Here is a 25512-nt window from a genome sequence, read left to right on the forward strand (position 1 = left end):
TCCTTTGCGCGCGTCCGTCCGCTACGAATACGAGGCCCTCCTGGGATAGGGCAGGGTGATCCACGCGTAAAACCGGCCCTCGCGCGGCGTGAACGTGCAGATGCCGTCCGATTCCCGGACGATCCGCTCGACGCTGCGCAGGCCGACGCCGTGCGCCTCCGCGTCGTAGTCCGCCTTCGAGGTGGCAAAGCGCCCTCCCCGCCGCCGCAGCGTGGCGGGGTTCATGCTGTTTTCGCAGGTCATGACGAACGTGTCGTACCTGCGGGCGAGGGAAAAGCGGATATCGCGCGGCACGTCCTCGCCCTGCAGGCGCTCCGTCGCCTCGATGGCGTTGTCCAGCAGGTTGCCCGCCACGGCGCAGAACGCGGTTTCGTCGATGGGCAGCTCGACGAGCGGGCAGGGGTCGTATTGGAAACGGATGCCCCGCTCCCGCATCACGAGCGACTTGGCCGTGAGCAGCGCGTCCATGGCGGTGCAGCCGGTCAGATAGGCGGGGTAATCCTCCTCCGCCGTGCGCAGCTTTTGAAAGTAGCGCTCCGCGTCCGGGGCGTTTCTGTCCGCCAGGAGCTGCTCGATGACCTGCATCTGGTGCTTGAGGTCGTGCCGGCAGGCGGTCAGGCGCTCGTACAGGCCGCGCAGCTCGCCCTGGTACTTCTGGTCCATGCGCACGTGCTCCAGCTCGGTCTGAATTCGAATCTGCCGTTCGGTATTCCGAGCGAAGATTTCGTAGAGCGCGAGGGCGAGCGCGCAGCAGAAGAGCACGCACAGGCATGCGGCGATGAAGAGGGCGTCGTGCTCCTTGGGGATGTAGAGCCGCAGGGTGAAGAGCAGCTCGGTGACGGCCAGAAGAAGCGCGATGAGCAGCAAAAAGAGGAACAGCGTCACGCGCGCGACCACGTTGGCGCTCCTGTGATAGTGCGAGACGCAAAAGAGCACCAGCGTGATGAGCACGTTGGTCGAGATGACGAACGCGATGCGCAGGCCCGTGGGCTGCATGAGCCGCTCCCAGGTGACGCCGGGCAGGCTTTGGTAGAAGGCGGTTGAGAGCGTGGCGATTGCGACAAAGATGGCGATCATTGCAACATTCCAAAACACGCAGACGTACCATTTTTCATCGGAGCTGTACAGGGTGTACAAGATGGGGATGACGACGACGGCCGTGTCCAGAAGCGGCAGCTCCCAAAACAGATAGAGCGAATAAAAGAGCGCGATTGCCCCGGCGCAGAGCGCGTCGGGCAGAGAAACGCCGCGCTTCATGCGCAGCCGGCGCCGCAGAAAGTAGACCATCAGGGAACCCTGATACAGGTTGACGAGCATTTCAAAGGGCAGCCACAGGTTCATCTTGCGCCTCCCTGCAAAAAGCGGACGAGGGCTTCGCCCGTCCGCTTTTGATACCGGCTCCCGACGGGCACCTGCGCGCCGCCGGACAGCACGACCTGCGCGCGGCTGACGCGCTGCACAAAGCCGAGATGGACGGCAAAGCTGCGGTGGCAGCGGACGAACAGTTCTTTGGGCAGCTGCGCGAGCAGGTCGTCCAGTTGCATGCGCACGACGGCCGGGGCATCCGGCTCCAGCCGGTGAATCTCCAGGTTGTGGCCGCGCACCTCCACGTAGCGGATAGACTGCGCGTAGAGCACGAGCGTCTGCTCGCCTTGACGGATGGGGATTCGTACCTGCTCCTGCCGCGCTTTCCACTGGCGGTAGGCGATGTCCAGGCTCTCGAAGACCATCCGCCCGTCAAAGGGCTTGCCCAGAAACCGCAGGGCGTTCACGTGGTAGCCTTCGCTGGCGTAGTTTGCAAAGTTGGTGACGAAGATGATAACGGCCTTCTCGTCCCCATCTCGGAGGATGCGGGCGAGCTCCATGCCGTTCATCTCTTTGGGAATATCGATGTCCAGAAAGAAGACGTCGTAACGGGGGCGCTTGCGCCAGTCCTCCAGCAGATCCTCCGAGGAGGTGAAGCAGGCGACATCGACGCTCGTAATCCTGCGTTCACGGGCCCATTTTTCGATCATCTGCCGCAGACCTTGCGTGCAAGAGGCTTCGTCGTCGCATACCGCGATGCGCATGCAAGACCACGCTCCCTTCAGTAAAGAAAGGTTGCTTTGGGGACAGTTTCACTCTACCATTTTCACTAGAATTTGTCAATCTCGAGATGGCGGACGGAAGCGCTCCTCACGGCGTGTATTCGTGCCAAAAAACGGGTTTTTATGACAAGTGCACCATGATTTGCTATGTGGGGGATATAATAAGCACAAATAAATGGAACGAAAAGGAGGAGGTCAAATGAAACGGCTTCTGGACAGGCTGATGCGGTGGGTATGTGCTTATGGGCGGTACGGCGCGGGTGTGCCGAGCTGTCATGGGACTTTTGAGGCGGAAGTGCCGGAAAGATTGAAAGCCTGATTATTTAGAGGAAGGCGATGTGATACCATTGAATATGTTTGTCTGTCTGAAGAAAATATTGTAAGTTTAATAGTTATACCATGATTGGAGGTTTATTTGTATGAAAAAGTTATCGGTAATGGTGTTAATAGTAATGACAATATTATCGTGTTTGTTAACGAGTGGATATGCAGATGAACCAAGTTTTTCAGGTACCAATGTTGGTTATACAGAAAGTTCATGGATTAAGAGCGGTGCTTTTACAAAAGGAAGCAGTTCTGGTTTTAGAATTTATTTTGAAACAATAACTGGTCATGCAGTTGGAAGGGTTGTTAGAGATTATAATAATTATGGGTCGTCGCTTTATGTGTATGATTCATCATATCAGTCTAAAACGACCTCGGAAAAACCCTTTAGAGATGAGGTCACCTCCAGTGAGAATTTGTGGTGGCGAATGAGGAAAAATGATTCATATAAAAATGATACGCTTAACTTAAAAGGAACTGTCAAGCTGTAATAAAAAATGCCGTATGTCTAATTATAGGTTCTAGCCATGGCTTGGCAACTTATACCGGGCATACGGCAATTAATTTGGTGATGAAATTGAGATATGGAATAAGTAAGAATATATTAACGGTAGTTTTATCAGCAAGTGCAATCTGTCTTATGATGATGCTTGATAATAATATGGAAATAACATATGCACTATCCGGAGAGCTTTCTATTTTTTATTTACTCTTTTGTTCTATCATATATGGAGGAACCTTTGGACCTTATTTTTCATCAATTCTTTGCGTTATACCTTTTTTAAGTAGTTTGCATAACACTAACTCCAGATGCTCGAAATGCCAAATTGGACGAATTGAATTTTTTGTTAAAAAGGTTATGGTATCAGGGGGAACGCTTTCTTTAGGCTATTTATTATTTGTGATGATATTGCTGCCGTTTACATCTTTTACAAATAGTCAAGATATGGCTTCTGGATTATATACTTTTCCCTATTTTGTGTTGTCGCTCAATGGATTTACTGTTTTACATATAGTTGTTGTGGTTTTGTATGGGTTTTTGAAAGGGGCAATTTGGGGTGCCTTGTGTATAACAGTATCTGCATTTACAAAGAACAAGAGCATTTTACTTTTCGTTCCGTTTATAGGGAAGATAACATTAATGCAAATTTATAGACTAATATGGATTGAAGAGGGGTATAGACTCGATTTTTGGTTAAGTATGACTTATATATTACAAAATGAGATAATTACTGTTTGTTTATCTATAATGAGATCGTTTTTATTAGTAATGTTTTGTGGAATAATATACATACATTCATATAAAGAAAGGAAACGATCTTAATGAAAGCATTGCTGCCCCAAAAAGTTATTCCGCCTAAACGCCTTGTTTTTATTGCTATTTATACATTTTTTCAGTCTTATGTATTAATAAATCCATTTATTTCTGCTGCTATTAATAATAACATAAAGCTGACACCGTTTTCTTTTGTCTTAGTGGCTGGAAATAGTAGAGGACATCTAATCATTTTATCATCAGTTGTTATTATGTTTGCTGATATTGAAAAGTTAGAGAAAAATAATTTAATAAAGGCAACTATTAATATATTTATATTGAGCTTAATCTATGAAATTATTATTTTTATTGCATGCACGATATGGACGGTGCCAGTAATAAGTTTAAAGTGTGATTGGTCAGGATGGAGTGCATTAAAAACGCAAAAACTCGCAGATCAGTTTCATTATGTGTTAGATTATGATGAGTTTTTAATAAATGCCTATAATCCGATTGAAGCAACAATGCTGCAACTACTTTTTGACTTTTGGTTAATTTTCGTTTTTGCGTTAATTATGTTTACTTTCGGGACTTGTGGAAAAATATCTCTTGGTGGGCTTTGCGTCGTTTTCATTCTTCTATTCGATAGTTCAATATATAATTTATTCCCTGTATGGGTTAAAAAGTTTTCATTGGTTACTTTAGCTATGCTTACTAGTTATCAACGAGAGGAGGCTAAATTAGGAATTTCGTTTAGCTATACGGCTAAAGTAATGTTTCTGGTAGTTTTTGTTATCTATTTTTTATTTCTTATTCCTATTATGTACAGACAGCAAAAACGTCAGAAGGTTTAAGTGAAAAAATTAATTAAAGCTAAATACAAGGAAAGGGTAAAGGGCTTTCAGCCCTATAACGTCTATGAGAAAGTGTATATTTGGCGTACTGCTCAGCATGGCGCTTTTGTCCATCGTACTTCTCGTCAAGGCGGATTCGGAATGGATCGATATAGGGCCGGAGGGCGAGCATATAATAGATTCGGCCTTTTCCGAAACGACGGCTTTTTTCCTTCTTTCCGACAGCTCGATTTATGCCTATGACAGGGATGGCGGCGACGTGTGGAATGTGCTGGCCCCTGAACCGGGCGCACGGATCAAAAACATCGTTTGCTTTCGCGACAGGCTCTATAGGGTGGATGAAGCGCAGGAGCGATTGATAGAGATCTATCCCCAAGCGAATGAAACACGGATCGATTTGCCGATTACCCGGGAGGCGGCAAACGGAACGGAGACTTGGGAGGTGCAGGATTTTCAAGCCTCTGCCGGTTCCATTTACTTTGAAATATACGTCGGGTATTCTGATGAAAAGATGCTTTGTCAATACGACGTGGAAGAAGGACGATTGACGATTGCCAAGGCGAATCGCTTAAGAAGATACTGCGCCGCGGACGATCATTCGCTGTTTTATACGCAGTATGAGGATGAAAGCCGCCGTCAGGCTGTATTTCTATTGTCGAATGGCGAAGAGGCCAGGCGTATCGCGACCATTCCGCTGGATGCCAATGGCTTTGCTTTTGATCCGAAAGATGAAAAGCTGTATTTTGTGTCCGAAGGAACTGTGATGAGCCTTCAAATGGACGGCGCTGTCGAACGCGAATCCTCTCTTTATGTTCCCAAACTGTCTGAATACACAGGCGCGCTCTTTGAGAGCAGATATTACCTATGCCGCGGTACGGGTAACAAAATGATCGTGGTCGATCTGTTTGCCGAGGATGCAAAGGAAGAGCTGATAGTCGCGTCCATCTTTCCCCCTAACGATGAATTCATGAATTTTATGAAGAAAAATTCTGACGTAACTTTGATTCATGCAGACGAAATAGCCTACTTATCATCGGAGGAATTCGTTTCTGCTCTGCTGACGGACAGTTTGGATTACGATGTGCTGAACGTAAATACGACTTATTTCGATATTGAATTATTAAAGAGGAAAGGTTACTGTTTGCCCATTCCAAGCGGTTCTTTTCTCGCAAACGAGATTTCGCAAATGTATCCTTCAATACAGGCGGCCGTGTTTGATGAAGGTTTCTATGCGGTACCCCACGGCGTAAATGGAAGATTTGATGTGTACGACGGGGATTTGTGGGAGAAAATGGGCTTTGACGCAGGGGATGTACCGGATTCTTTGACGGCATTTCTGTGTTTTATCGTCGATTTTGCGAAGTCGGAAGGGGCTGAACAGGTTTCTGCATTGCCGGGCGGGAAGGCCGATCAGAAAGAATGGCTGCTGACCATGGCTATGGAGAAATACACCAATGACTGCAAACGGCAAAATGCAGACATTGCGTATGACACGGAAACATTTAGGGAACTTCTTGGGCTTATTGCCAGGGCCGTTGACGCGGCCCCCGATCAGCACAGCGGCGCGCTGCCTTCCCTGTTCGATAAAGCGGATGAAGTGGTGATAGACAATATCTTTGCAAGGCGATTGACGGAAACCGGTGATCCGTTCATTGCCGCAGACCTGGACGTGTTCATCGTAAATCCAAACTGTAAAAATCCGGAATTGGCATTTGAATATATCGAATGCTGCCTTGAGGGCTTAAACCAGACGAAGAAAAATCAATTATACCCTTTTGAAAAGGTGGAGGTGATAAACCCGTATTGGGCGAGCAAGCTGGAGGCGTGGCAAACGGAAGATGAACGGCTGTGGGATCGTCTCCAAAGCGCTTCGACCGAGGAAGCGAGACGGGATGCGCAATATGAATTCGACGTTCATCGGGCCCTGCAAGATGATATACTTGAACAATACTACGAGGTGACGCACGAAGAGCTCGATTTTTACGACGAGGAAATAGCGCCGTACCTGTATTTTCCGGCGCCCGGTTTCTTGAGCTTTACCGGCAAAAATGGCGAAATGATGTATGATATAATCAGCAGATATCTCTCCGGCTCGCTGAGCGACGAGGCATTCATATCTCTGCTGGATCAGAAAATGGAAATGATCGAATTGGAAGAAATATAAGGCGTTCGGCGGGCTAAATCACCCTGCAATCCCCCGCCCCTTTCATCCATCTATTAGGTAGAGATTGGAAGGGGCGGGCTTTGTTTTGCGTCCCTTCCGGCGCATGGCGGATGAAAGAGGCGAACCTTGCATGAAAACGTCCCTGCGGCTCGTATTCACGCTTTCCCTGCTGCTTTTTTCGCTCGCGCTCGCCGCGCGGCCTGCGCTCGCCGCGTCCGGCGACGCGGAGGTCTTGCGCCCCGAGGCGCCGCGCTTCATCCGGCAGGTCGCGGCGTCTGGCGACAGCCTGTACGCCTACATGACGGACGGAAGCGTGTGCGTGTGGGACGCGCGCGAGGACACCCAGCGCGTCTTCTGCGAGCTGCCGCCCCCGCCGGACGTGGACGCGGCGCAATACGGCCGCCTGAGCGCGGAGGAAAGAAGGGCGCTGGACGCCTCCGTTTCCTTCCTTGCGGAGGGCGGCGACGCACTGTACGGCTTTAACGTCCATTCGGGCGTCATCGGGCGCGTCACGCCCGACGGCGTCAAGTGGATGGAGGGGACGCTGGACGTTTCCCCGTTTTGGGGGGACGGCGCCTATCCGCGCGCGATCTTCAAGGCCTGCGTCGTCGCGGACGCGCTCTATGCTTTGGTAGATTACGGTACGGACGCGCCGGAGCTGCCCTGCAATGCGCGCCTCGTTCGCTGCGAGCTTTCCGGCGGCAAGGCGAGCGTACTGCCCATGACGGGCATTCAGGCGTTCTGCCGGTATGCGCCGGGCGAGCTGCTGCTGATGCGCTGGGCGGCGGACGAAGCGGGCGGCATCCGCCGGGTGCTCAGCGTGCTGGATATTGCGTCGCAGCGGATGGAGGATTTGCCGCTGCGCCTGCCGGGTCAGGAAGAGACGATCGGCGGCCTCGCCTGCGATGGGGCGCGCGGTTGCATTTACTATGCCACGGCGGGGGAGGTCTTTGTCTCCCGCGCGGGCGCGCCGTTCGCGCCCTGCGCCTATCTGCCCGGCGACATCATGATCGAATCCTGGCCGGGCTGGGTGCTGCCGGATGGACGCTACGCCGTGCAGACGGATGGCGTGTGCGTGCGCGTGCCCAAGGAATCGCTGCCGGAGGAAAACGTGCTGCGCCTGAGCGGCGCCGGGGCGGATGCCGCGCACGCCGCCTTCTTGTCGGAGCACCCGGAGGCGCGCGCGCTCGTAAACGCGAACCGCGTAAGCGCGGCGACGGTCGCAGAGCATGTGCGGCAGGGCGACAGCCGGTATGACATCTACCTGCTGTACGCCGACAGCGAATACCGCGCGCTGGCCGAAAAGGGGTATTTGCAGCCACTCACCGACGCCGGGACGTTGGCGGCGGACGTCGCGGCCATGTATCCCGCGGTGCAGGCCGCGCTGACAGACGGCGCGGGCGAGCTCGTCGCCTATCCCTACTTTATGGATGTCGAGCGTTGGTCGGTGAATCGGGCGCTTTGGGCGCGCTATTTCGGGGATGAACCCCTGCCGCAGACCTGGGCGGCGTTCCTTTCCGCGATGCTGCGCTTTGCGCGGAACGACGCCGCGCGGGAGGACGGCGTTGCCTTCCTGTACGGCTATGACGAGACGGCCATGGCGGAGGACATCGTGGACGCCTACATCGCCTGCCGGGGCGCGCAGGGCGGCCCCTTACGCCTGGATGATCCGGCGCTGCGCGAGGTGCTCGCCGCCTATGAGCAGGTGCGCGACGACGCCCGCGCGCACGCGGGGGACGCCGTGCTGCCGGACGAATCGGGCGGCGCGCAGCCGATGAACGTCGTCTTCTTCCGGTCTTCCGGTCGGCCCTTCCTGACAAACACGGAAAGCACGGAGTACCAAAGCGTATTTCAGGATATTGCGCCGCCTTCCTTTGCGCAGGAGGGCGACGGCGTGGTGCAGGGGCATCTGTACGTGCTGGTCGTAAACCCTCATTCCGCGAACAAGGAGCTCGCCTATTGCTATTTGGAGACCGTCGGGCGGCTGGAATCCGATCCCCGGCGCTATTATGCGCTGCATCCGGACGCGATGGAGCCTTACGTCGATCCCCATTACGCGGGCCTTGAAGCGCAGATACGCGCCTTTGGCGAAGAACTGCGCGGGGATCTTCAAAGGGCCGAGGCGGCGGGCGACCTGGACGAGGCCGCCCGCCTGCAGGCGCTGATCGATCGGGGGGAGCTGGCCCTTGCCGAGGGGGATCGCAATAAGTGGCTGATCTCGTCCGGCAGCATCGCCGCCTATCGCGCCTACGCGCCCGCCATCGACTTCCGCCTGGACAACCCCTACTTTTCGTCCGGGGACGGCGGGGGCGGCACAAAGCAGGTGCGCGCGCTGTGCGAGCGATACGCGCAGGGGCAGCTTGCGCGGGACGGCTTTTTGCGGGAGCTTTCGCGCGTGCTCGAAATGATCTATCTGGAGGGGCGGTAAATTTGCCCGCGTGCAATCCCCCGCCCCTTTCGTCCGTCTATTAGGTAGAGAATGGAAGGGTCAACTTTGACCGTTTGGCGGGGCGCGGGGAACGGCCCTGTGCCGCTGGCGAGGGAGGGGCTTATGAAAGCTGGGATGCGGAAAACCCGAAGGGCGGTATCGTGGCGGGCCTGCGACCTCCCGCTGCTCTTCATGTCCGCCTGTATCGGCGCGCTGCTCTACTTCTGCCTCGGGATCGGGGCGCAAATACAGCACACGGATCGCATCAACTCGGGCTATGTCTCTTCGCATGCGCTGACCTTCGTGCTGACGGAGGATCGCGCGGTGTCTTCGGGCGAAATCAGCGCGCTTTTATCCCCGGGCAACAGGCTGTTTCGGCTCAATGCAGACGGCTCGTCCCTCCTGCTGTTTGCATACAACGGCCATACGGATTTTGACTTAGCCGCTGGCCGCCAGTTTGCGCCCGACGACCTTTCCAGCGCGGCGGCGTTGCAGCTTTCCGGTGCAGACCTGGGGGATGCGCCGGGGATAGAGACGATAGGCGTCCTGGGCGTCTCCTTTCCTTCCCGGCTCAATTCTATGCGGATTGTGCTTCCCACGCAGGGGGAGCGCGATGTTTTGCGCAGAGGGAACTGGGTGATCGATGGGCGCGGGCACGTAAAGCAGGATTGGGCGCGGCTGAAAAGTCGCCTGGGCGAAGCGCATATAGAGGTCATCCCCACCGAATACACGGGCACCATGCGCATGTACCGCCAGAGCGCTGCCGTTCCCATCCTCACAGGGGCCGTGCTGCTCCTCGCATTATTGGGTTACGGCGTCATGGCCGATGCCTGGCTTTATGGGAACCGGACGCTCGTTTTCGTGCTGTATTTGGCGGGCGTCTGCGATCGGCAAATTCTTCTGCATTTGGGAAAACGCTTTCTTCCCCTGCTGGCTGGCGGCAGCTTTCTCGGCGGCTTCGTCGCCATGCTGGCCTTTCGCGATGCTGTCGCCTATATCTCCTGGCAGGCCGTGCTCGGCTGCCTTGGGGTGCTGGCGGCGATCTTTGCGCTGGCGATGTGCAGGGCTTATCGTGCGCTGCGAAATGGGCGTATGGGGCAGGTGATGTGACGTGTGGCTCTTTGAGGTGAAAAAAAGCATTTTGCGGCGTCCGTATTCCTTTGCGGTGATGCTGCTGCTCGTCACCGCGACGATGACGCTGTGCAACCTGCTGGTTCAAAACGCCCGGGATGTCGCTGCGCAGGGCATGCGTTACCAGAGCGTTTGGGATCGGGGCTCCATCTACGCCGTGAACGATCGCCTTTTTATGGATCCGCAGGCGGAAAGGGACTATTTTCAATCGGAGGCTTCGCTGCCGTGGATCAAGCGCTATTTAAATGCGTTGGAGGAAAACGACCGGTTCCCGTATTACATCAACGGCAGGCACCAGCTGGAAATTCCCGATTGCGGCCTTCCGGGGCAGTTTCATCTCTTCACGCCTGACGGCGCGGGGAATCACATCGTCGGGGCCGTTCAATTCAACGAAAGGTACGTTCAGGATTTTCCCATCGCGCTGGCGGAAGGGCGAAGCTTCGCCTCGCCGGATTATATCTATCGGGGCGACTTCATCCCCGTCATCGTCGGCAGTGCTTTTCAAGAAATCTATGAGGTCGGGGACGTGTTTTCCGCCGAATTCATGACGATTCCTGTGCGCTGCAAAGTCGTGGGGATCGCGCAGCGCGATGCGATGCTCGTGCTCCAAGCGCAAATACAGTATCTGGATCGCTATGTGATGATGCCTGCGCTCCATTTTGACGCGCCGCCGAAAGATGAAGAAGAAGCGTTTTTTCAAAAAGCCAACTATTTGCAGCATTGCTCCGGCTACTTCCGCGCTGAGGACGACGGGGCGTTTGGCGCCCTGGCGGCTTACTTTGAAGCCACAAAGGAAAAATACGGCGTATTCCCCATTGAAATCGCCCAAAGCGATGAAACGCAAATGGCCTACCTGCACCTCATTTCCGATGGACAGATTCAAAATATCAGGCGGCTGTCCATCCTGCTGGCGGCGCTGTCCGCGCTGATCCTGTCCGTCGGGATGTACGCTGGCGTATTGGCGAATGCCCGATCCTACGCGATTTTGGCGGCGTGCGGCGCGTCCAGGCTGACGCTGTGCTCCTACGTCCTGGGGGAATGGGGAATCCTCTGCATTTTGGCGTGTATGCTCTCCCTCCTCTTCCCCTTCTGGCTGTTTAACGTCTATACGGGCCTGAACGGGGCGCGGCTTCTCGCTTTGCTGGCGGGCTATCTCGTGTGCGCGCTGCCAGCCCTGATAAAAATCTATCTGATGACGCCTGAAAGCATCGTGAAGGAGCTGAGGTAATGGCGTATATCGAGCTGCGCGGCATCTGCAAGGCATATAAGAATGGGAATGGCACATTGAACGTGCTGGATCACCTCGATTTCGAGATCGAGCGGGGCGATAGGGTCTCCGTCATGGGCAGAAGCGGCTCGGGAAAGACGACGCTGCTGAACGTCATGGCGGGGCTCGTCGTGCCGGATTGCGGGAGCTATGCGTTCTCCGGCGAAGAAATCGATTATCGAAGCGAGCGGGTGAGGCGCAGGCTGCGGAACCAGAAGATCGGCTATATTCCGCAGAACATCCCCCTGCTGTTCGATAGGACGGTCCTTGCGAACGTAAAGCTGCCGCTGCAATACCGTCGAAATCATGAAGTAAAGGATAACGATATATTCGAGCTGGCTTCCCATTTGAAAATAGAGACGCTGTTGGATGAAATGCCGTCCAGGCTGTCCGGGGGAGAGAGGCAGAAGGTGGGCATCCTGCGCGTGCTGGCCCAGAAGGCGGAATTGATTCTGGCGGACGAACCGACCGGGTCGTTAGATGAAAAATCGGAAGAGGAAATCCTGGAGATATTGAAGGAATTAAACCAGGGCGGCAAAACAATCCTGATGATTACCCACGATCAAAATGTCGCCCGCATTTGCGGCAGGCGCTATTGGCTCAGGCAGGGGCGATTGACACCGGATAGCGAAGGGAAGCGGTGAAAGGGCTTGCAAGGGAAGCCCAACGCCAGGAGGGGGGAATCTCAAAAATGCTGAAGAGATGCCTGCGCTGCGCGCTGTGGCTGTGCGCCCTTTTTATCCTGTGCCCGATGGCGCGGGCGGAAGGGGCGTCTGCCCGCACGTTCTTTGTGGTCGACGCAGAGGGGAACCAGGAAGACTACATCCTTTCGACGGCCACGGACGGGAACGGACTGTACATGCTGAGCGCGCTGCGCATGTATGAATACACGCGGGCGCTGGACGATAAGCGCCTTTGCGTCGATTGGGACGACGTGTTTGCGGGGCTCAATCGCGGGCAGCCCCGGGAGGAACTTCTGCAAGAATTCAGCGATACGCGCGCCGACCGCCTCGTCTCCGGCGAGGGCGCGGTGTACGCCCTGAATACGCAGACGGGCTCCCTGCGGCGCTGGGAGGATGGGCGCTTCATCCCCTATGGGGAGATGGATGCCGGGGCGAGCGGCATTGCCCAGAGCGAGGGCAACGTATTCCTGCGAGATCAGCGGCTTTATTATCTCCTGCCGGAGGAAACGGAGGAACCGTCGCACGCGCTGTGCTGCTATGACCTTCAAACCGGGGAGGTGAGCCGCACGCAGGCGGGGCTTGTGTACGGGCTTTGCGGCTATACGGATGGGGACCTCGCGCTGCTTCGCGGCCTGGAACCGGATGCGGCGGGCTATGAAATCGCGGTCTTCGACCGCCGGACGGAGCGTATTGCGCCGCTCAAGGCGTTTCGGGATCGGCAGATCGGCGGCCTCGGGTTTTCGGAGGCGCGCCAATGCCTGCTCTTTGTGGAAGCGGGCGTGGTCTACTGCCTGGATGCGGCCGGGAACGTCTCGGCCGTCGGGCGCATGCCCACCGGCGTCAGCATGCCGGATTGGTCGCTGTATTCGTTTGCGGACGACGCCTGCGCGCTCGTAACGCCGCAGGGAATTTACGTGCGCGCCCTGTCGAATGATGAAGAGAACGAGAAGACGCTGACCCTGTTTTTGCGGGATGCGTCCAGAGTGCCCGGGTTTGCGCAGGCCTATCCCGAGCTGGACATCAGGATGATACAGGCGGATGGCATGGATGCCGCGGCGCTGGCGCAGGGGCTGATCGACGGCTCGCTGAGGGCCGACGTGATCGAGGTGGACGCGGCACTGCTGGGCGCGCTGATCGATAAGGGATACGCTGCAAAGCTGCCGGGGGATGGCGAGCTCGCGCGGGAAACGGGGGCGCTGTATCCCGCGCTGCAGGGCGCGGTCATGCGGCAGGGCGGGCTATACGCCGTTCCGGCTACGATGACGGTGCACACGTGGCGATACGACACGGAGGCTTGGCGGACGATTCTGGACGCGCCGCCGCCGGAAACGGTCGATGCGTATATCGACCTATGCGCGGCATGGCTGGAGCGCGGCGAGGAAGCGGTCGAGGATTTCACCCTGCGCTATCCGGGCCAAAGCCTGACGGGCCAGATGATGCTGGACGTTTTGAACCTGTACATGGATCAATACGACCGCGCGGGCGAACCGTTCACCTTCGATGCCGAGGTGCTGCGCGAGGCGTTGGGCAAGGTGTTGTCCCTTCAAGCGCGCTATGGGGGACAGGCGGCGGAGGTAGGGCCGCCGTCCGGCTATCCCATTCTGCGGACGGATAACGTCTCCTTTTTCGGAGAGGACGGAACTGGAACGCCCCTGATTCCGCCGGTCTTTGAGCCGGGACGCCCGCCGGTCGTAAGCGCCGACCTCACGGTCTATTTCCTCCATGCGGGCAGCGTTAACCCGGAGCCTGCCCTGCGCTTTTTAGAATACGCGGCAAAAAACCGTTCCACGGCAGAACTTTGCATGATGAAGCCCGCGCAGAACGAGCCCGTTGAGTATCCGAACTTTGCGAAGGAAAAAGCGGCCTTAATAGACAATCTTGCCTATTTATACGAGGCCAGGGAGCGGGCGGAGGGCGACGCGGCAGAGCGGATACAGGCGACGATTGACTTTCAGGAGCAGCTGCTTGCCACGGCGGAGGAAAGGCGCTGGTATATCTCCGCGGAGGACATCGCCGCTTACCGCGATCTGGCGCGATACCTCGTCGTGCGCACGACGGGCTTTTCCGCCGTGCAGCGCAGCCCGAGCATCGCCTTGTTCTATGAGCTGCTCGCGCAATGCGATCATGGGGAGATCGATTTGGACGCCTGCATCTCTCGAATGGAAGAAAAAAGAAGGATGATCGAGCTGGAGGCGGCGTTGTAAAGACGTGTTTTGTCTCCCACGCATGCATGGACTGTATCCGGTTGAACGGACAGGAAAATAAAAGGATATTGTAGAATTACGCAACCTTACGCGGCGTTGCTCCTGATTTCATAGGGAGTAAGGCCGTATTTCAGGTTAATGCGTTCGAAGTTGTAGAAGTGGACATATTGTGCAACCAACTCCTCTACCTCTGCGCGAGTAGAATAATGGGCACGATAAAGGCATTCCGATTTAAGCGTTCCGAAGAAATTCTCCATAGCAGCATTGTCGTATGGACAACCGGGACTGGACATAGAGGGTTGAAAGTGATATTCTTTGCTTAGGTCGAAGTATGCTTCGGAGGTGTATTGAGACCCTTGGTCACTGTGGAGCGCGAGTCCATCAGTGACCTTCTCTGTTATCATAGCGTCTCGGATCGTCTGAGTAACCAGCGATGCGGCCATGTCGCCACCAATGCGATAGGCCAACACCATTCGACCACAAAGGTCAATCGCCGCACACATATACAGCATTCCCTGTGGTGTGGGGATATAGGTGATATCTGTTGACCAGAAACGATTGGGCCGTTGCTGTTCAAAGGCACGCTGCAATAGGTTTGGGTATTTGTACACGTTTTGCTGATGTTGAGTATATCTTCTTTGCCGCCGAATCTGTGCAAGCAGATTGGTCTTGCGCATGACGCGCAGAAGTGCTTTAAGATTTACATTTTTTCTTTTCTTCCGCTGGATCCAGAGACGAACACGGCGGATGCCGTAGGTCTGGTTGCACTGCTGTTGACATTCCACAATCAGATCGACCAACCACTGATCTTTCGGCGTTTTTTCTTGCTTTTTACGCCAAGCATAATACCCACTTCGGGAAACTTCAAATACTTCACACATTGTGACGATAGGATAAATGTTGCGAAAACGTTCTATAACTCGATATTTCAATTTCACCTCCTTCCAACTTCTAACAGAAAATTTCGCAGCAGTTCCACCTGCATACGCAGTTTTACCAATTCATTATTCTGCTGGATTTCCTCGTTCTCCGGCATTTTACGCGGACGGCCTTTAGGGCGAGGTACATCGCCCTTTGCGATTAATCGTTCTCTACGGTTTTCTCGATTGACTAGTTGCTCAACCTGTTTCTTCGTTAGCCCAAGGCTGGCTCCGATTTCACGATTCGTTTCGCCCGTGATTTTCCGCTCGCGTATTGTTTCAATAAGGCCTTGTACCTTCGTGTATTTTTGCCTCATACAATAAACCTCCTGTCGTAGTTTGCTTCTTACATTCTACAACAGGAGGTCTCTTATTTCATTGTCCGTTTATCGGGATACAGTCCACGACTCCCGACACTTTTTATTCTAACAGTTCTGATGATTGGCTACGTGTGCAGGACGGCGATGTGTCTTATTCGACAAAGATCATGAGATCTTATATCGAAGTCTTAGGACATGCTCTGCCATATTTTTCAATTCCAAACGTTGGTCCTGTAGAAAACAGCTGCTGGGATACAACGCATGCCCCATCAGAAGACGTGATGTTTGAAGCAAGCTTAGATTTTATATCGCCAGAAGACGCTGTACAACAATGCCGCGCGTTTATTCAAGAAATGGGAATTGAGCAACAGGTTGCGTTGGCCCGATTTGATGCCATAACTTATCAGGATTTGATTTCATGGTCGGAGCAAATGGCACGTGAAGACGAGATGTATGCGTTATTTCTTGAGAATGGTAAAGCGACGGATATTTGTAATTTTGACGAAAAACTTGATTTGTATTGTTTAACATTCGGAATTGTTGAAAATGGATTGTGGGTTTACGGGCCTCTGGAACAAGCCTTACCTTTGACAATGGAAAACGAAATAGCTTTTCCCCAAACCATTCAAGTTATATATACAAAAGAAGGAATTTCATCGATTAATGCTCAGAATATCGTAAGACGGGCCTCGCATGGAAAGCAAGAAGAGATTTTAACTTTTGAACAGGCTAAGGGAAAAGTGAGTAGTTTTTTGAGCAACGATTTGGAAAACAAATACACTTGTCTTCAAGTGTATGTTTCTTACATTCCGATCGGCGATTATTATGAAGACGACATGGAATATAGGCCATTTTGGAATTTTTATATGGTTTTTGATGTGACATATGAGAGTTTTCCTGAAAGATACTATAAAATATTGAGAATGGATGCTGTTACAGGAGAAATATTATGGTAAGTACACAAAAAATATCCTGTTTCAATGCAAAAATTGCTGATTTCGTTTGCTGTATCCATACTAATAATTCCAATGTGTATTCTTGCGGATAACTGTATAGATCTTGTGCCTTTTTTGAAATCAGGCACAGGTTCGGTCTATTATTTCTTTTTTGGTTCTATTGCATATGGCGGACTATTTGGAGTTTACATTACTCCGATGCTCTGTGTTCCACCATGAAAAATGGAGAAATCAACGGATCATGCCATCAATTAAGTGGCGGTTCATAATGGTTTCGGTTTTTGTCCTGTTAATGGTAAATTTTTATATGTGGCCAGTTTGTCAATATGCTAATCAGTTCAGCGCGAAAATTACACCGTTTTCTTATCCGCTAATAACCAGTGAAAGCTTTTTCGTAATGGTTTATATGAGTGGAATACTCACACTATTTTGTGATTTGCCTCGCAAACAGGAGTATATCGTGGGACGTAAATCTTTAACAATGGATATTGTAAAAGATGTGTTGGTGATTTCGAGCGCTTATATAATTACAGGGATGATAATTTCTATCGTTGTATGCTTGCCTCATGCGCTTTGTTCGATAGAATGGGGAAATGTATGGATGTCATTAGCCATCAATGGTTCATTAGGTGCAGGAGGCCTCCAGTTTCCGGTTCCACTGTATTTTTTGCAAGAATATACACCCTTGTGTGGATTACTTATATCGGTTTTATTGATTATGGGATGTTCTTCGTTCTTAGGATTTGTATGTGCTTTGGGAAATGTTATACACAATGGATTGGGCCCAATTATTGCGCTTATCTTTATATTACTTGATGTGTCAGCTTATAATTTGGGCCTTGACTATCTTTATGCGATATCCCCCGTAACTTTGGCTCAATGTGCTACTTTTTATAAAGGTAGAAACAGTGTGGGACTCTCTCTTCCGTATTGTTTTATCTTTTTTATAGTTGGAAGTTTGATCTGTATACTGTTGTTGTGGAGCATAAATACAGTGAAGGCTGGATTTAATAAAGGAAGGATGTGTAAACTGCATGGATAAATGTTATAAGCTGTTGGTTAATTCGTTGTTTATAATATTAACGATGCTCTTTACCCTACCGTGTAAAACAGAGGATTCAAGGCTTTATGTTTATGGAAAAGGTATTGCGGGAGATTTTGATAATCCTATATTAGAACTTAAATACCCGGAAATTGTATGGGAAGGTAATGATGTAACGGGCTTTGATAGCGCAAGGGATATGGCCTTTGAAATACAGACAGGGAATCAGGAATTTGATTTATTTGCAATAGGTTATGCGAATGGTGGTTTTGATTTCTTAGCACAAAAAGGATTCTGTTTAGACCTATCGGAAAGTGAGGCATTGTTAAATCAGGTTAAGCGAATGCACCCTTATCTCCAGGATGCGGTCTTTCGAGAAGGTAAATTATTTGGGGTCCCTATAAGCGTAGATGCAAGTGGTTGGGAATACGACGTTGAGAACTGTAAAAGTGTGGGCTTGGACGTCGACAAAATACCGAAAACCTATGATGAGCTGTTTGATTTGCTGGAATGGTGGCTCGATGAAGGTTATGACTTAAACCCGGAGTACGCCTTCTTCCTGGATGCCACGCAAAGCAGGGAACGATTGGTAAATAGTATTGTTTATCGCTATGTAGAGTATTGCCAGCAAAAGCAAATCCCATTGCGGTTTGATAATGAACTCTTTTATCATGTTATGAGGAGACTGGATCAAATCGATACGGACTTGTTGGACGAGCAGATTTCGGCCCATACAGATGGTTTGGCGTATGGAGACAATGCGCTATTCAAGACACAACGAAATTATCTGGACTTTTACATGCAACATGGAAAAGAATCAAAGCCCATGCCTCTTTCGTTCGACGATGAGCAAGCGGACATTAGTGCTGAAATTCGCTTATTTATAATTAATCCGCAAAGCACACATATACCGGAAGCCATTCAATATCTTTTGTGCTTTTTGGATGGGCTGGATGCGGAAAAGAAAATTATATTGTTCCGCGATTATGAGGAGCCTATAGAAAATCCAAACTATGAAGCCGAAATGAAAGAAGCCCAAGCTTTTTTGTCCGCGGCACAGTCACGCCTTGCTTTATGCGATAACGATGCGCAAGCAGCACAGATTATGGAAGATATTGACATGCTAAAACGAGGCGTTGAACAAATTGAGAACAATAGATGGTATGTTACCAAGGATAATATACGTGCCTATAAAGATATGGTCCCATATATGTTTGTGCGAGAACAAAACATAATGGAACGCAATTTTACGGATGGGCAACTGGAGATCAGAGACACGATTACGCAGTATGCAAGACGCGAAATTACATTGGAGAATTTTATAAAAAAGGCTAACGATGTTGTTTTTATGATTGAAGCAGAGGATATATAAGTATTTGCTTTATGCAACCTAGTGCCCACTGTTTGGACATGATTGATAAGTGTTGAGTATAAAGATAAATACGGAGATTGGAAATCAGAAATTTATAAATTAGAATTATGTGTGGTTTTCCGGATTTTAGTAAACCAATAGCGGGCGTTGCTTCTTCGCCCGCCTCCTTTAATTTCATGAAACGAGGTGAACTCTGTTTATGAGGGAAAAACAGAATAACGTTTCACGCTCCATTTTCCTGATCATTTTTTGTTTTCTGCTGTACGCGCTTTGTGTTCCGGTTATCGCGGAGGATCAGCATATCGTGTACACACTTGGCAGTACCGAAGCATTTCGTACACTTTGTGAGGGCGGAAACGGCAGCGTTTACCTTTTAACCTCGGAAGAGCTTTATCAGTGGCATCCCGCGACGAACCAAAAAGAATCATGGGTTTCTGTCGTTTGTCAGAATGATCTAAATATTGTCGGCGTTACGGCAAAGGGTGAAAAACTATATGCCGTAACGGATGAGCAGGAGATCTGTTCCTGGAATGGAATGAAGTGGGAGCCGTTAGGCCAGCCTTCATGGGGGAAGGCCGACGATAAGATTTTTCGCTGCTGCGCGGTTTGGACGCCTGACGCCTTATACTATCTGTTTAAAGACGTGAATGACGACGTGGTTTTTTCATCGTATGATTTTGAAACGAAGCAATTCACCCGATCCTCTTTATTTGATATCTCGTGGTGCTCTTATGACGAACAACGCGGGGTGCTCATTGGTTTTATGCATGATACAGGAAAAAATCAATGGTACATGGCTGCGTACGATCCTATTAACGACGTAGTGGTGGACAAATTTGAGACAGATCTTCCGGAGCGTTCTACCGCGTTTGCCTATGACACTTTTACGCAGAATATTTATTTTAACAGAAATTCTGGAATGAGTGTTCTGGATCACAATGGTGTCGAAAGCGACATACCAGGCGTTCCGGCACTTGGCGGATTTATTGTCACGCAAGATGGAAAACTGTCTGGTATTGTAAATCATCAGTTGGGCATTTATAACCCAACCAACCCGGAAGCTGGCCGTATAACCGTTATGGGCTTTGAAACAATATATAACAGTGGTTTTACGCAGCAAAATAAAATTGCTGTCGAACTACGCGAACCCCAGGAAGGCGACATTATGGAAGACATTTCACGTACGCTTTCTACGCGGGATGGCTCTGTGGATATTTTTTCATTTTGGACGGAAGAAGGATTGCAGGCAGTAAAAGAAAAAGGGTTTTACGTAAATTTGAATGACAGCGAAGTCCTATATGGTGCATATCGGGAATTGTATCCCAACATCGCAAAGCCCTTGATGATGGGAGCGGATCTCGTCGCCTGGCCTGTACGCATACAACCAAGTTTAAGGATGGAGGACACTGTATTTTTAGAGACTTGTAATCTGTCTTCCCCCAAAACTTGGGATGATCTGCTTGACCTGATGCCAAAGCTTATTGCTTGCGACAAGTTTTTGGAAAGCGGCTGTGTTCCTTTTGGCTCGCTTTCTTATGATCGAGCCGGTGTGTTTGAATTTTTTGTGCAGCAATATATATTTAGTGAGCAAAGCAAGCAGGCAGTAATGACGTTTGATACGGACGTTTTTCGTGAGATTGCCGGACGCATTTTGACAGAGGTGCCCGTTCAGGATCCCTTTCCCCGTATGGACGGTACTGAGGGCTCAGTCATACAACTTGAATCCGTCAGTAATATCATCAATAAAGACCAACTGGCACCGCTCAAAATAGAGAAGGAGGCCCCTGCTGGTATTTATGCTTCGGTACAAGTGCTGGTCATTAATCCCTATAGCAACCATAAGGCAGAAGCTCTGTCTTATTTAGAGTACATGGCATCGAAGCGAACGGTGGAGGATTACGCTCTTTATGCGAGTATGAACGAGCCTTTATGCAATGCAAGTGTATTGGATAAGTTGGAGATCGCGAGGGGCGCCCTCGCACAGGAGGAAGGCAAAGTCGTCCCGGATGATCAAAAAAGCGATCATGAACGAAAGCTACAGGCTTTACAGAATGAAATTTCCGCATTTGAGGAAGACCTTTACATCGTTCCGCAGGAAGCCATTGCGAAATATCAAGTTTTTGCAAAGCAAATGACAGTGTTAGAAAATGCATTCATTCTTTATAATCAAAACTTAGCAAGCCTATGTAATCGTGTGTCGCAGGGTAATATTACGCTTGACGAGTTTATCCACTTGGCAAACCAATTTGTTCAGATGGTGTATGCGGAGAACAGGGTATAAAAAAGGGCGTGCGGGCCGCCTATTCAAAATGGACGTCATTGGCGTGCTCGAAATAGTTGTTATGGAGCTACAATAAATTTGCCCGCGTGCAATCTCCCGCCCCTTTCATCCGTCTATTCGGTAGAGATTGGAAGGGCGGGCTTTGTTTTGCGTCCCTTCCGGCGCATGGCGGATGAAAGAGGCGAACTTTGCATGAAAACGTCCCTGCGGCTCGTATTCACGCTTTCCCTGCTGCTTTTTTCGCTCATGCCCACCCTTGCCGGACGTGTACGCGGCGCAATATGACCGGCTGAGCGCGGAGGAAGGAAGGGCGCTGGACGTTGCCGTTTCCCGTCTTGCGGAGGGCGACGACGCGCTGTACAGTTTTAACGTCTATTCGGAAGGAGCTCATGATGAAAGCTTACATATGTTTTTTTGCTCTTTGCCTACTCCTCATCCTGCCAGCAATCGGACTACAAGATACCGTTATCGAACTAAAAATTATGGATTATTCCATGGATTCAGAGATGGCATCCTTATTCATGGAGGAAAACTCTAATGTAAAGATAACCATTCAAAATGGGGATAATGGAATTTCAGATACCCAAACACTCTTGCAAGAACTAATTACCGGTGGAACGGATTACGATATTTTCAGGATCAATACCTCTGGCTTTAATTTCACTGAATTAATGGAAAGAGAATTTTGTGTGGAACTTGATGACGCGTTTATTAAGGAATCAGTAAAAGACATGTATCCTGCAATACAAAATGCAATTTCCTATAATGGTAAAATATATGCCGTACCTTGTTCGGCATTTGTCTTTACGGATATATACCATGGAAATATATTGGAAGAGATGGGCCTTACAGAATCGATTTTGCCGGAAACCTTCGAAGACTACTGCAATCTTTATTTGATCTGGGAAAAACTGAGCGAAGATGTACAGGAAGAATACACATTGCTTCCGACCGAAGATTCAAAAGACTGGCTGTTGTCCACACTTATGGAGCAGTATTTACTATACAATAATTTTGAAGGAAAAGAACTAAGATATGATACTACGCTATTTCGCGAATCGTTAAACTTGCTTGAATCAGTCAGCTCTCAGTTTGATGAAGCGTTAAAAAACGCGGAGTATAAACGGACACTTTTTACAAATTCTGGTTCGGACCCGTTTGTGCCTGGTTCCATTGTAAACCCCATTCGACTTTTTAAAGGAGCACCTGTATTAGTGGCAGGGAGATTAACGGCCTATATTATCAATCCATTAAGCAATCATATAGATACGGCAAAAGCCTTCGTACGGTTTGCTTTAGAAAATATGACAGATCTAGACAAAGCTGCGATTTACCAAACCTGGGATCAACCCATCCCAAATGACGAAGCTAAAGCATACATGGATGACGTTTTGACCCCGCAAAAGAACGCGCTTGTCGAACAGCTAGAACTGGCGGATGATGCAGAAAAAAAGAGCATCCAAGATAATATTGATAAAATTCAATATCGGATTGAGCTGGAAAAACTGTTTTTATATAACGTATCACCGGATATGCTGGCGAGATACAAGGCGTGTATTGGCCCCAATCTAGTCATATTAAAGCCGGGAATGTACGGAGCTGATGGTACAACGGGTGACACCCTAGATACTGTAGTTCGACGATATTTACACGGGGAAATCGATTGTGAAGTATTCATTCAGGAATTGGATCAGAAGATCATGATGTTTGAGATGGAGAATATTTGAATGAATGGAGGGACTTGAAGACTATAAATGCCCGCATGCAATCCCCCGCCCCTTTCATCCGTCTATTAGGTAGAGATTGGAAGGGGCGGGCGCGGCGTTTGCTTATTCGCGCCTCAAATCGCCTTGCGGCAACAAATACGAAGGGTACGATGAACACAGGCGAATCGGATGCAAAGGGGGGAGCGCAAAATGAAAGTTGGATCGGACATTTGATATGAACGCGTTTGACGGGGTACCCATCCGAACTGACGAGGTGAAGCAAAGGGGGATTTGACGTTGAAAAGGTTTCCCATTTGGCTGCTTTTCATGGCCCTTGCGCTCGCGGCGCCGGGGAGCTGCCAAGGCGAGATAGACGCGGACTTGATTAGGCGAAACCAAGAAAACCACGTGGAAACGAAGCTTACGGATTGGGTTCATCTGGCCGCCGGTCTGGAATGGCCCGACACCGTGCCAGCCTCGCTGTTTGAATATTCCAGGGAGGTATATGAAGACCTGGATGACCGGATAGGGCCGGAGGACTTTCCGCAGTACAGGGTTGTCGAGATTTGGGACGATGAAAAGGACGAGTATGGGTCGGTCGTGTACTACATGGAAAACAGAACGTATCTCTCCTTGCTGTACGGGAATACCCTGAGCTACCGCACCAACAATGGCGATTATTACGCCCAGCTGTGGCTGCTGGAAAAGGAGGCGATTCAGGCGCTGCCGGCGCAGGATTTGGATTTTATGACGGCGGCGCAGGCGAAGGACGAAGCGCTTCGTTTTTTGCAAGCGCATGAAATATCGTCCCCGTGTATTCAAGAGATCTACTCCTTGAACCAAGCGCAGCTGGCGGAGCTGACGGCGCACATGCGGTCCGTCGCGCCCGAGGTCTCGTCCTATTTTCCCGAAGTCCGCAAGGAGCATGAAGTATACTACATCTCGTTGGGTCATTCCTTTGACGGGTTGGACACCTTGGGGTATACCTTCGACGGGGAAACGGTCTTGGAACCGCGCTATGACCTGCTATGCGTTTCCAGCGAGGGCATCTCTTGCGTAGAGGTAAACAGCGCGGGCGGGGCATACCGGAAAGAGGCGGCCGTGCCCGTCTCATCGCTTGAGGATGTGCTGACCGCCTTTGCGGAGGATCAACAGCAGAGCCTGCGGGAGAGCACGATTGACCGGATCGCCCTCGCCTATTACGCTGAAGAGACGGAAGGAAGATGCGTATACTCGCCATGCTGGGTCATTCATTCCTATTATATTCCGGATGCGGAATTTTTGACGGGCCGACAAACCGCGTTTGGGAAAACGTGCTTTATTCCTATGGGCACGGGTGAACTGCACTATTTAAGCGGTACCGAAATCATCTATTTAGACTAGGCCCGTGGGCGTCGGGGCAACGCGGATTGGAGGTTGTGTGCCGGGGGAAGGAGCAAGCGGATAGGATGAAAACGATTCTGAAAGCAACGAGGCAATGCATTATTTTGATGGCCGTCTTTCTTTTGGGCAGCCCCGCCGTCTCTGCGCAGGCGAGCATACGGGAAACCTTGCAAAGCATGGGCCCTTCGCTGCGAGACGATGAATACCACGGGCACGTCAAGATCGACGCAGAGGTGATCGTACCCGATGACATTCGGGAGCCCTTGGCCGTATATTCGGCCCGGCAAATACCGTTCCGTACTGCGTGCGATTTGGATGTATTCTCTTCGCATGATGTCGTCAAGGCGGACCAGGACTTTTTGCTGGACGCTACGATTTATGACTTTTCGGACGGCTCCTGGGTGAACATGACGGATGGCGGCATGCTGTATTACTTTGGACCGGAGGGGGATTTGTGCAGCAGCCTGCGGGAAAACGCAGAACCGTGCGGCGAGCAGGAAGCGCAGTCGGCGGCATCCTTCGGCCTTGAAGAAGCGGAGCGCCGTTTGATGGAGCAGATAGAGAAAATGGGGATTCCAAACTGCACCGTGACGGAGCGCGCAGCGTATCATCAGGACGATTTTGATTTATATCGCTTCCGTTTGGGGCAAATGGTGGGCGGCGTGCCGCTTTCCTGCGGGCTGCTACACATGATGGAAATCGACAAATACGTGGTGGGCAACACGTTGGATTTTACCTTGTCGAATTCCGGCTTTCAGATTATCGACGTCATGGGCGCGTATGAAGGCTTTGAAAGCCTCTATACGGTCACAGAGGTCGTTCCATTGCAGGACGCATTGGAAACGCTGCGCGCGCACATGGATGTGCTTTTGGAGAAAGATCCTGATTTAAGGGATCAGGTGATCGATCGAATTGCGTTTGAGTACGTTCCATATCGGTATGCCAATCCGCAGGGCGCGTCGTCCTATGAGCTTTTGCCTGCTTGGCATTTTTATTTCTCATCGAGCCTGGGCACGAGCAACCGCAAGAGCTTTGATTTTTGCGTAAACGCTATAGATGGAAGGATGCTGGTCTATTAATATGAAAAAGCATGCTTATTTTATTCTTTTCTTCTGCTTTTTGCTCATTCCCTGCT

The 25512-nt window shown here is 50.8% G+C and carries 20 protein-coding genes; 16 read left to right on the top strand and 4 right to left on the bottom strand.

Annotated features, from left to right (window positions below):
- Window positions 1-21: 21 nt before the first annotated feature.
- Entirely contained in the window at window positions 22-1341 is a 1320-nt protein-coding gene (locus C1725_RS04335) for a GHKL domain-containing protein (protein ID WP_102410445.1), read from the bottom strand.
- Window positions 1338-2069: a response regulator gene (locus tag C1725_RS04340; RefSeq protein ID WP_102410446.1), complete on the bottom strand. Its 732-nt coding sequence runs from the start codon at window positions 2067-2069 to the stop codon at window positions 1338-1340. Before C1725_RS04340 ends, C1725_RS04335 begins: the two co-directional genes overlap by 4 nt.
- 437 nt (window positions 2070-2506) lie before the next feature.
- Here C1725_RS04340 and C1725_RS18915 point away from each other — a divergent pair, with 437 nt between their 5' ends.
- The 9 genes from C1725_RS18915 (at window position 2507) to C1725_RS04375 (ending at window position 14397) form a co-directional block, all read left to right on the top strand.
- On the top strand, window positions 2507-2902 hold the full coding sequence (locus C1725_RS18915; protein ID WP_146009140.1) for a hypothetical protein: 396 nt from the start codon (window positions 2507-2509) through the stop codon (window positions 2900-2902).
- Window positions 2903-2943: 41 nt separating this feature from the next.
- Window positions 2944-3735 (top strand): hypothetical protein, encoded by a 792-nt coding sequence (locus C1725_RS18920; RefSeq protein WP_346026335.1) that lies wholly within the window; start codon window positions 2944-2946, stop codon window positions 3733-3735.
- Window positions 3735-4520, top strand: coding sequence for a hypothetical protein (locus C1725_RS04345; RefSeq protein ID WP_146009142.1), 786 nt, complete (start codon window positions 3735-3737; stop codon window positions 4518-4520). The genes C1725_RS18920 and C1725_RS04345 overlap by 1 nt, the downstream gene beginning before the upstream one ends.
- A 106-nt stretch (window positions 4521-4626) precedes the next feature.
- Window positions 4627-6684: a hypothetical protein gene (locus C1725_RS04350; protein ID WP_146009143.1), complete on the top strand. Its 2058-nt coding sequence runs from the start codon at window positions 4627-4629 to the stop codon at window positions 6682-6684.
- 130 nt (window positions 6685-6814) lie between these two features.
- A complete protein-coding gene (locus C1725_RS04355; protein WP_102410449.1) occupies window positions 6815-9112 on the top strand; it encodes a hypothetical protein in 2298 nt (765 codons plus the stop codon).
- Between the two features lie 123 nt (window positions 9113-9235).
- Complete coding sequence (locus C1725_RS04360) at window positions 9236-10222, top strand: hypothetical protein (RefSeq protein ID WP_146009144.1); 987 nt, start codon at window positions 9236-9238, stop codon at window positions 10220-10222.
- 1 nt (window position 10223) lies between these two features.
- Window positions 10224-11471, top strand: coding sequence for a hypothetical protein (locus C1725_RS04365; protein WP_102410451.1), 1248 nt, complete (start codon window positions 10224-10226; stop codon window positions 11469-11471).
- Complete coding sequence (locus tag C1725_RS04370; RefSeq protein WP_102410452.1) at window positions 11471-12154, top strand: ATP-binding cassette domain-containing protein; 684 nt, start codon at window positions 11471-11473, stop codon at window positions 12152-12154. The genes C1725_RS04365 and C1725_RS04370 overlap by 1 nt, the downstream gene beginning before the upstream one ends.
- Window positions 12155-12201: 47 nt before the next feature.
- Window positions 12202-14397: a hypothetical protein gene (locus tag C1725_RS04375; protein WP_102410453.1), complete on the top strand. Its 2196-nt coding sequence runs from the start codon at window positions 12202-12204 to the stop codon at window positions 14395-14397.
- An 86-nt stretch (window positions 14398-14483) separates the two neighbouring features.
- Here the strand turns inward: C1725_RS04375 and C1725_RS04380 are convergent, their stop codons facing one another.
- Both C1725_RS04380 and C1725_RS04385 read right to left on the bottom strand, forming a co-directional pair.
- A complete protein-coding gene (locus C1725_RS04380; RefSeq protein ID WP_102410454.1) occupies window positions 14484-15329 on the bottom strand; it encodes an IS3 family transposase in 846 nt (281 codons plus the stop codon).
- A gap of 2 nt (window positions 15330-15331) precedes the next feature.
- On the bottom strand, window positions 15332-15634 hold the full coding sequence (locus tag C1725_RS04385; protein ID WP_102410455.1) for a hypothetical protein: 303 nt from the start codon (window positions 15632-15634) through the stop codon (window positions 15332-15334).
- A 149-nt stretch (window positions 15635-15783) separates the two neighbouring features.
- Here C1725_RS04385 and C1725_RS04390 point away from each other — a divergent pair, with 149 nt between their 5' ends.
- The 7 genes from C1725_RS04390 (at window position 15784) to C1725_RS04415 (ending at window position 25456) form a co-directional block, all read left to right on the top strand.
- A complete protein-coding gene (locus C1725_RS04390) occupies window positions 15784-16593 on the top strand; it encodes a hypothetical protein (RefSeq protein WP_346026336.1) in 810 nt (269 codons plus the stop codon).
- A 460-nt stretch (window positions 16594-17053) separates the two neighbouring features.
- Window positions 17054-17635 (top strand): hypothetical protein, encoded by a 582-nt coding sequence (locus C1725_RS18925; protein ID WP_346026337.1) that lies wholly within the window; start codon window positions 17054-17056, stop codon window positions 17633-17635.
- Window positions 17628-19007 (top strand): hypothetical protein, encoded by a 1380-nt coding sequence (locus C1725_RS04395; RefSeq protein WP_102410457.1) that lies wholly within the window; start codon window positions 17628-17630, stop codon window positions 19005-19007. The genes C1725_RS18925 and C1725_RS04395 overlap by 8 nt, the downstream gene beginning before the upstream one ends.
- Window positions 19008-19206: 199 nt before the next feature.
- Window positions 19207-21288, top strand: coding sequence for an extracellular solute-binding protein (locus C1725_RS04400; RefSeq protein WP_102410458.1), 2082 nt, complete (start codon window positions 19207-19209; stop codon window positions 21286-21288).
- A 389-nt stretch (window positions 21289-21677) separates the two neighbouring features.
- Window positions 21678-23015 carry an ABC transporter substrate-binding protein gene (locus tag C1725_RS04405; RefSeq protein ID WP_146009148.1) on the top strand — a complete coding sequence of 446 codons (1338 nt, stop codon included), beginning with the start codon at window positions 21678-21680 and terminating at the stop codon, window positions 23013-23015.
- A gap of 276 nt (window positions 23016-23291) precedes the next feature.
- The gene (locus tag C1725_RS04410) at window positions 23292-24377 is read left to right on the top strand and encodes a hypothetical protein (RefSeq protein WP_102410460.1); all 1086 of its coding nucleotides are present in this window, start codon (window positions 23292-23294) and stop codon (window positions 24375-24377) included.
- Between the two features lie 65 nt (window positions 24378-24442).
- Window positions 24443-25456 (top strand): hypothetical protein, encoded by a 1014-nt coding sequence (locus C1725_RS04415; RefSeq protein WP_102410461.1) that lies wholly within the window; start codon window positions 24443-24445, stop codon window positions 25454-25456.
- Window positions 25457-25512 lie beyond the last annotated feature (56 nt).

Source organism: Beduinella massiliensis, assembly GCF_900199405.1.
Classification (GTDB): domain Bacteria; phylum Bacillota; class Clostridia; order Christensenellales; family Aristaeellaceae; genus Beduinella; species Beduinella massiliensis.

Excerpts from the sequence above, each read along its gene's own strand:
- C1725_RS04335 (WP_102410445.1), bottom strand. The coding sequence starts at position 1,341 with ATGAACCTGTGGCTGCCCTTTGAAATGCTCGTCAACCTGTATCAGGGT.
- C1725_RS04340 (WP_102410446.1), bottom strand. The coding sequence starts at position 2,069 with ATGCGCATCGCGGTATGCGACGACGAAGCCTCTTGCACGCAAGGTCTG.
- C1725_RS18915 (WP_146009140.1), top strand. The coding sequence starts at position 2,507 with ATGAAAAAGTTATCGGTAATGGTGTTAATAGTAATGACAATATTATCG.
- C1725_RS04345 (WP_146009142.1), top strand. The coding sequence starts at position 3,735 with ATGAAAGCATTGCTGCCCCAAAAAGTTATTCCGCCTAAACGCCTTGTT.
- C1725_RS04355 (WP_102410449.1), top strand. The coding sequence starts at position 6,815 with ATGAAAACGTCCCTGCGGCTCGTATTCACGCTTTCCCTGCTGCTTTTT.
- C1725_RS04360 (WP_146009144.1), top strand. The coding sequence starts at position 9,236 with ATGAAAGCTGGGATGCGGAAAACCCGAAGGGCGGTATCGTGGCGGGCC.
- C1725_RS04370 (WP_102410452.1), top strand. The coding sequence starts at position 11,471 with ATGGCGTATATCGAGCTGCGCGGCATCTGCAAGGCATATAAGAATGGG.
- C1725_RS04375 (WP_102410453.1), top strand. The coding sequence starts at position 12,202 with ATGCTGAAGAGATGCCTGCGCTGCGCGCTGTGGCTGTGCGCCCTTTTT.
- C1725_RS04385 (WP_102410455.1), bottom strand. The coding sequence starts at position 15,634 with ATGAGGCAAAAATACACGAAGGTACAAGGCCTTATTGAAACAATACGC.
- C1725_RS04395 (WP_102410457.1), top strand. The coding sequence starts at position 17,628 with ATGGATAAATGTTATAAGCTGTTGGTTAATTCGTTGTTTATAATATTA.
- C1725_RS04400 (WP_102410458.1), top strand. The coding sequence starts at position 19,207 with ATGAGGGAAAAACAGAATAACGTTTCACGCTCCATTTTCCTGATCATT.
- C1725_RS04405 (WP_146009148.1), top strand. The coding sequence starts at position 21,678 with ATGATGAAAGCTTACATATGTTTTTTTGCTCTTTGCCTACTCCTCATC.
- C1725_RS04415 (WP_102410461.1), top strand. The coding sequence starts at position 24,443 with ATGAAAACGATTCTGAAAGCAACGAGGCAATGCATTATTTTGATGGCC.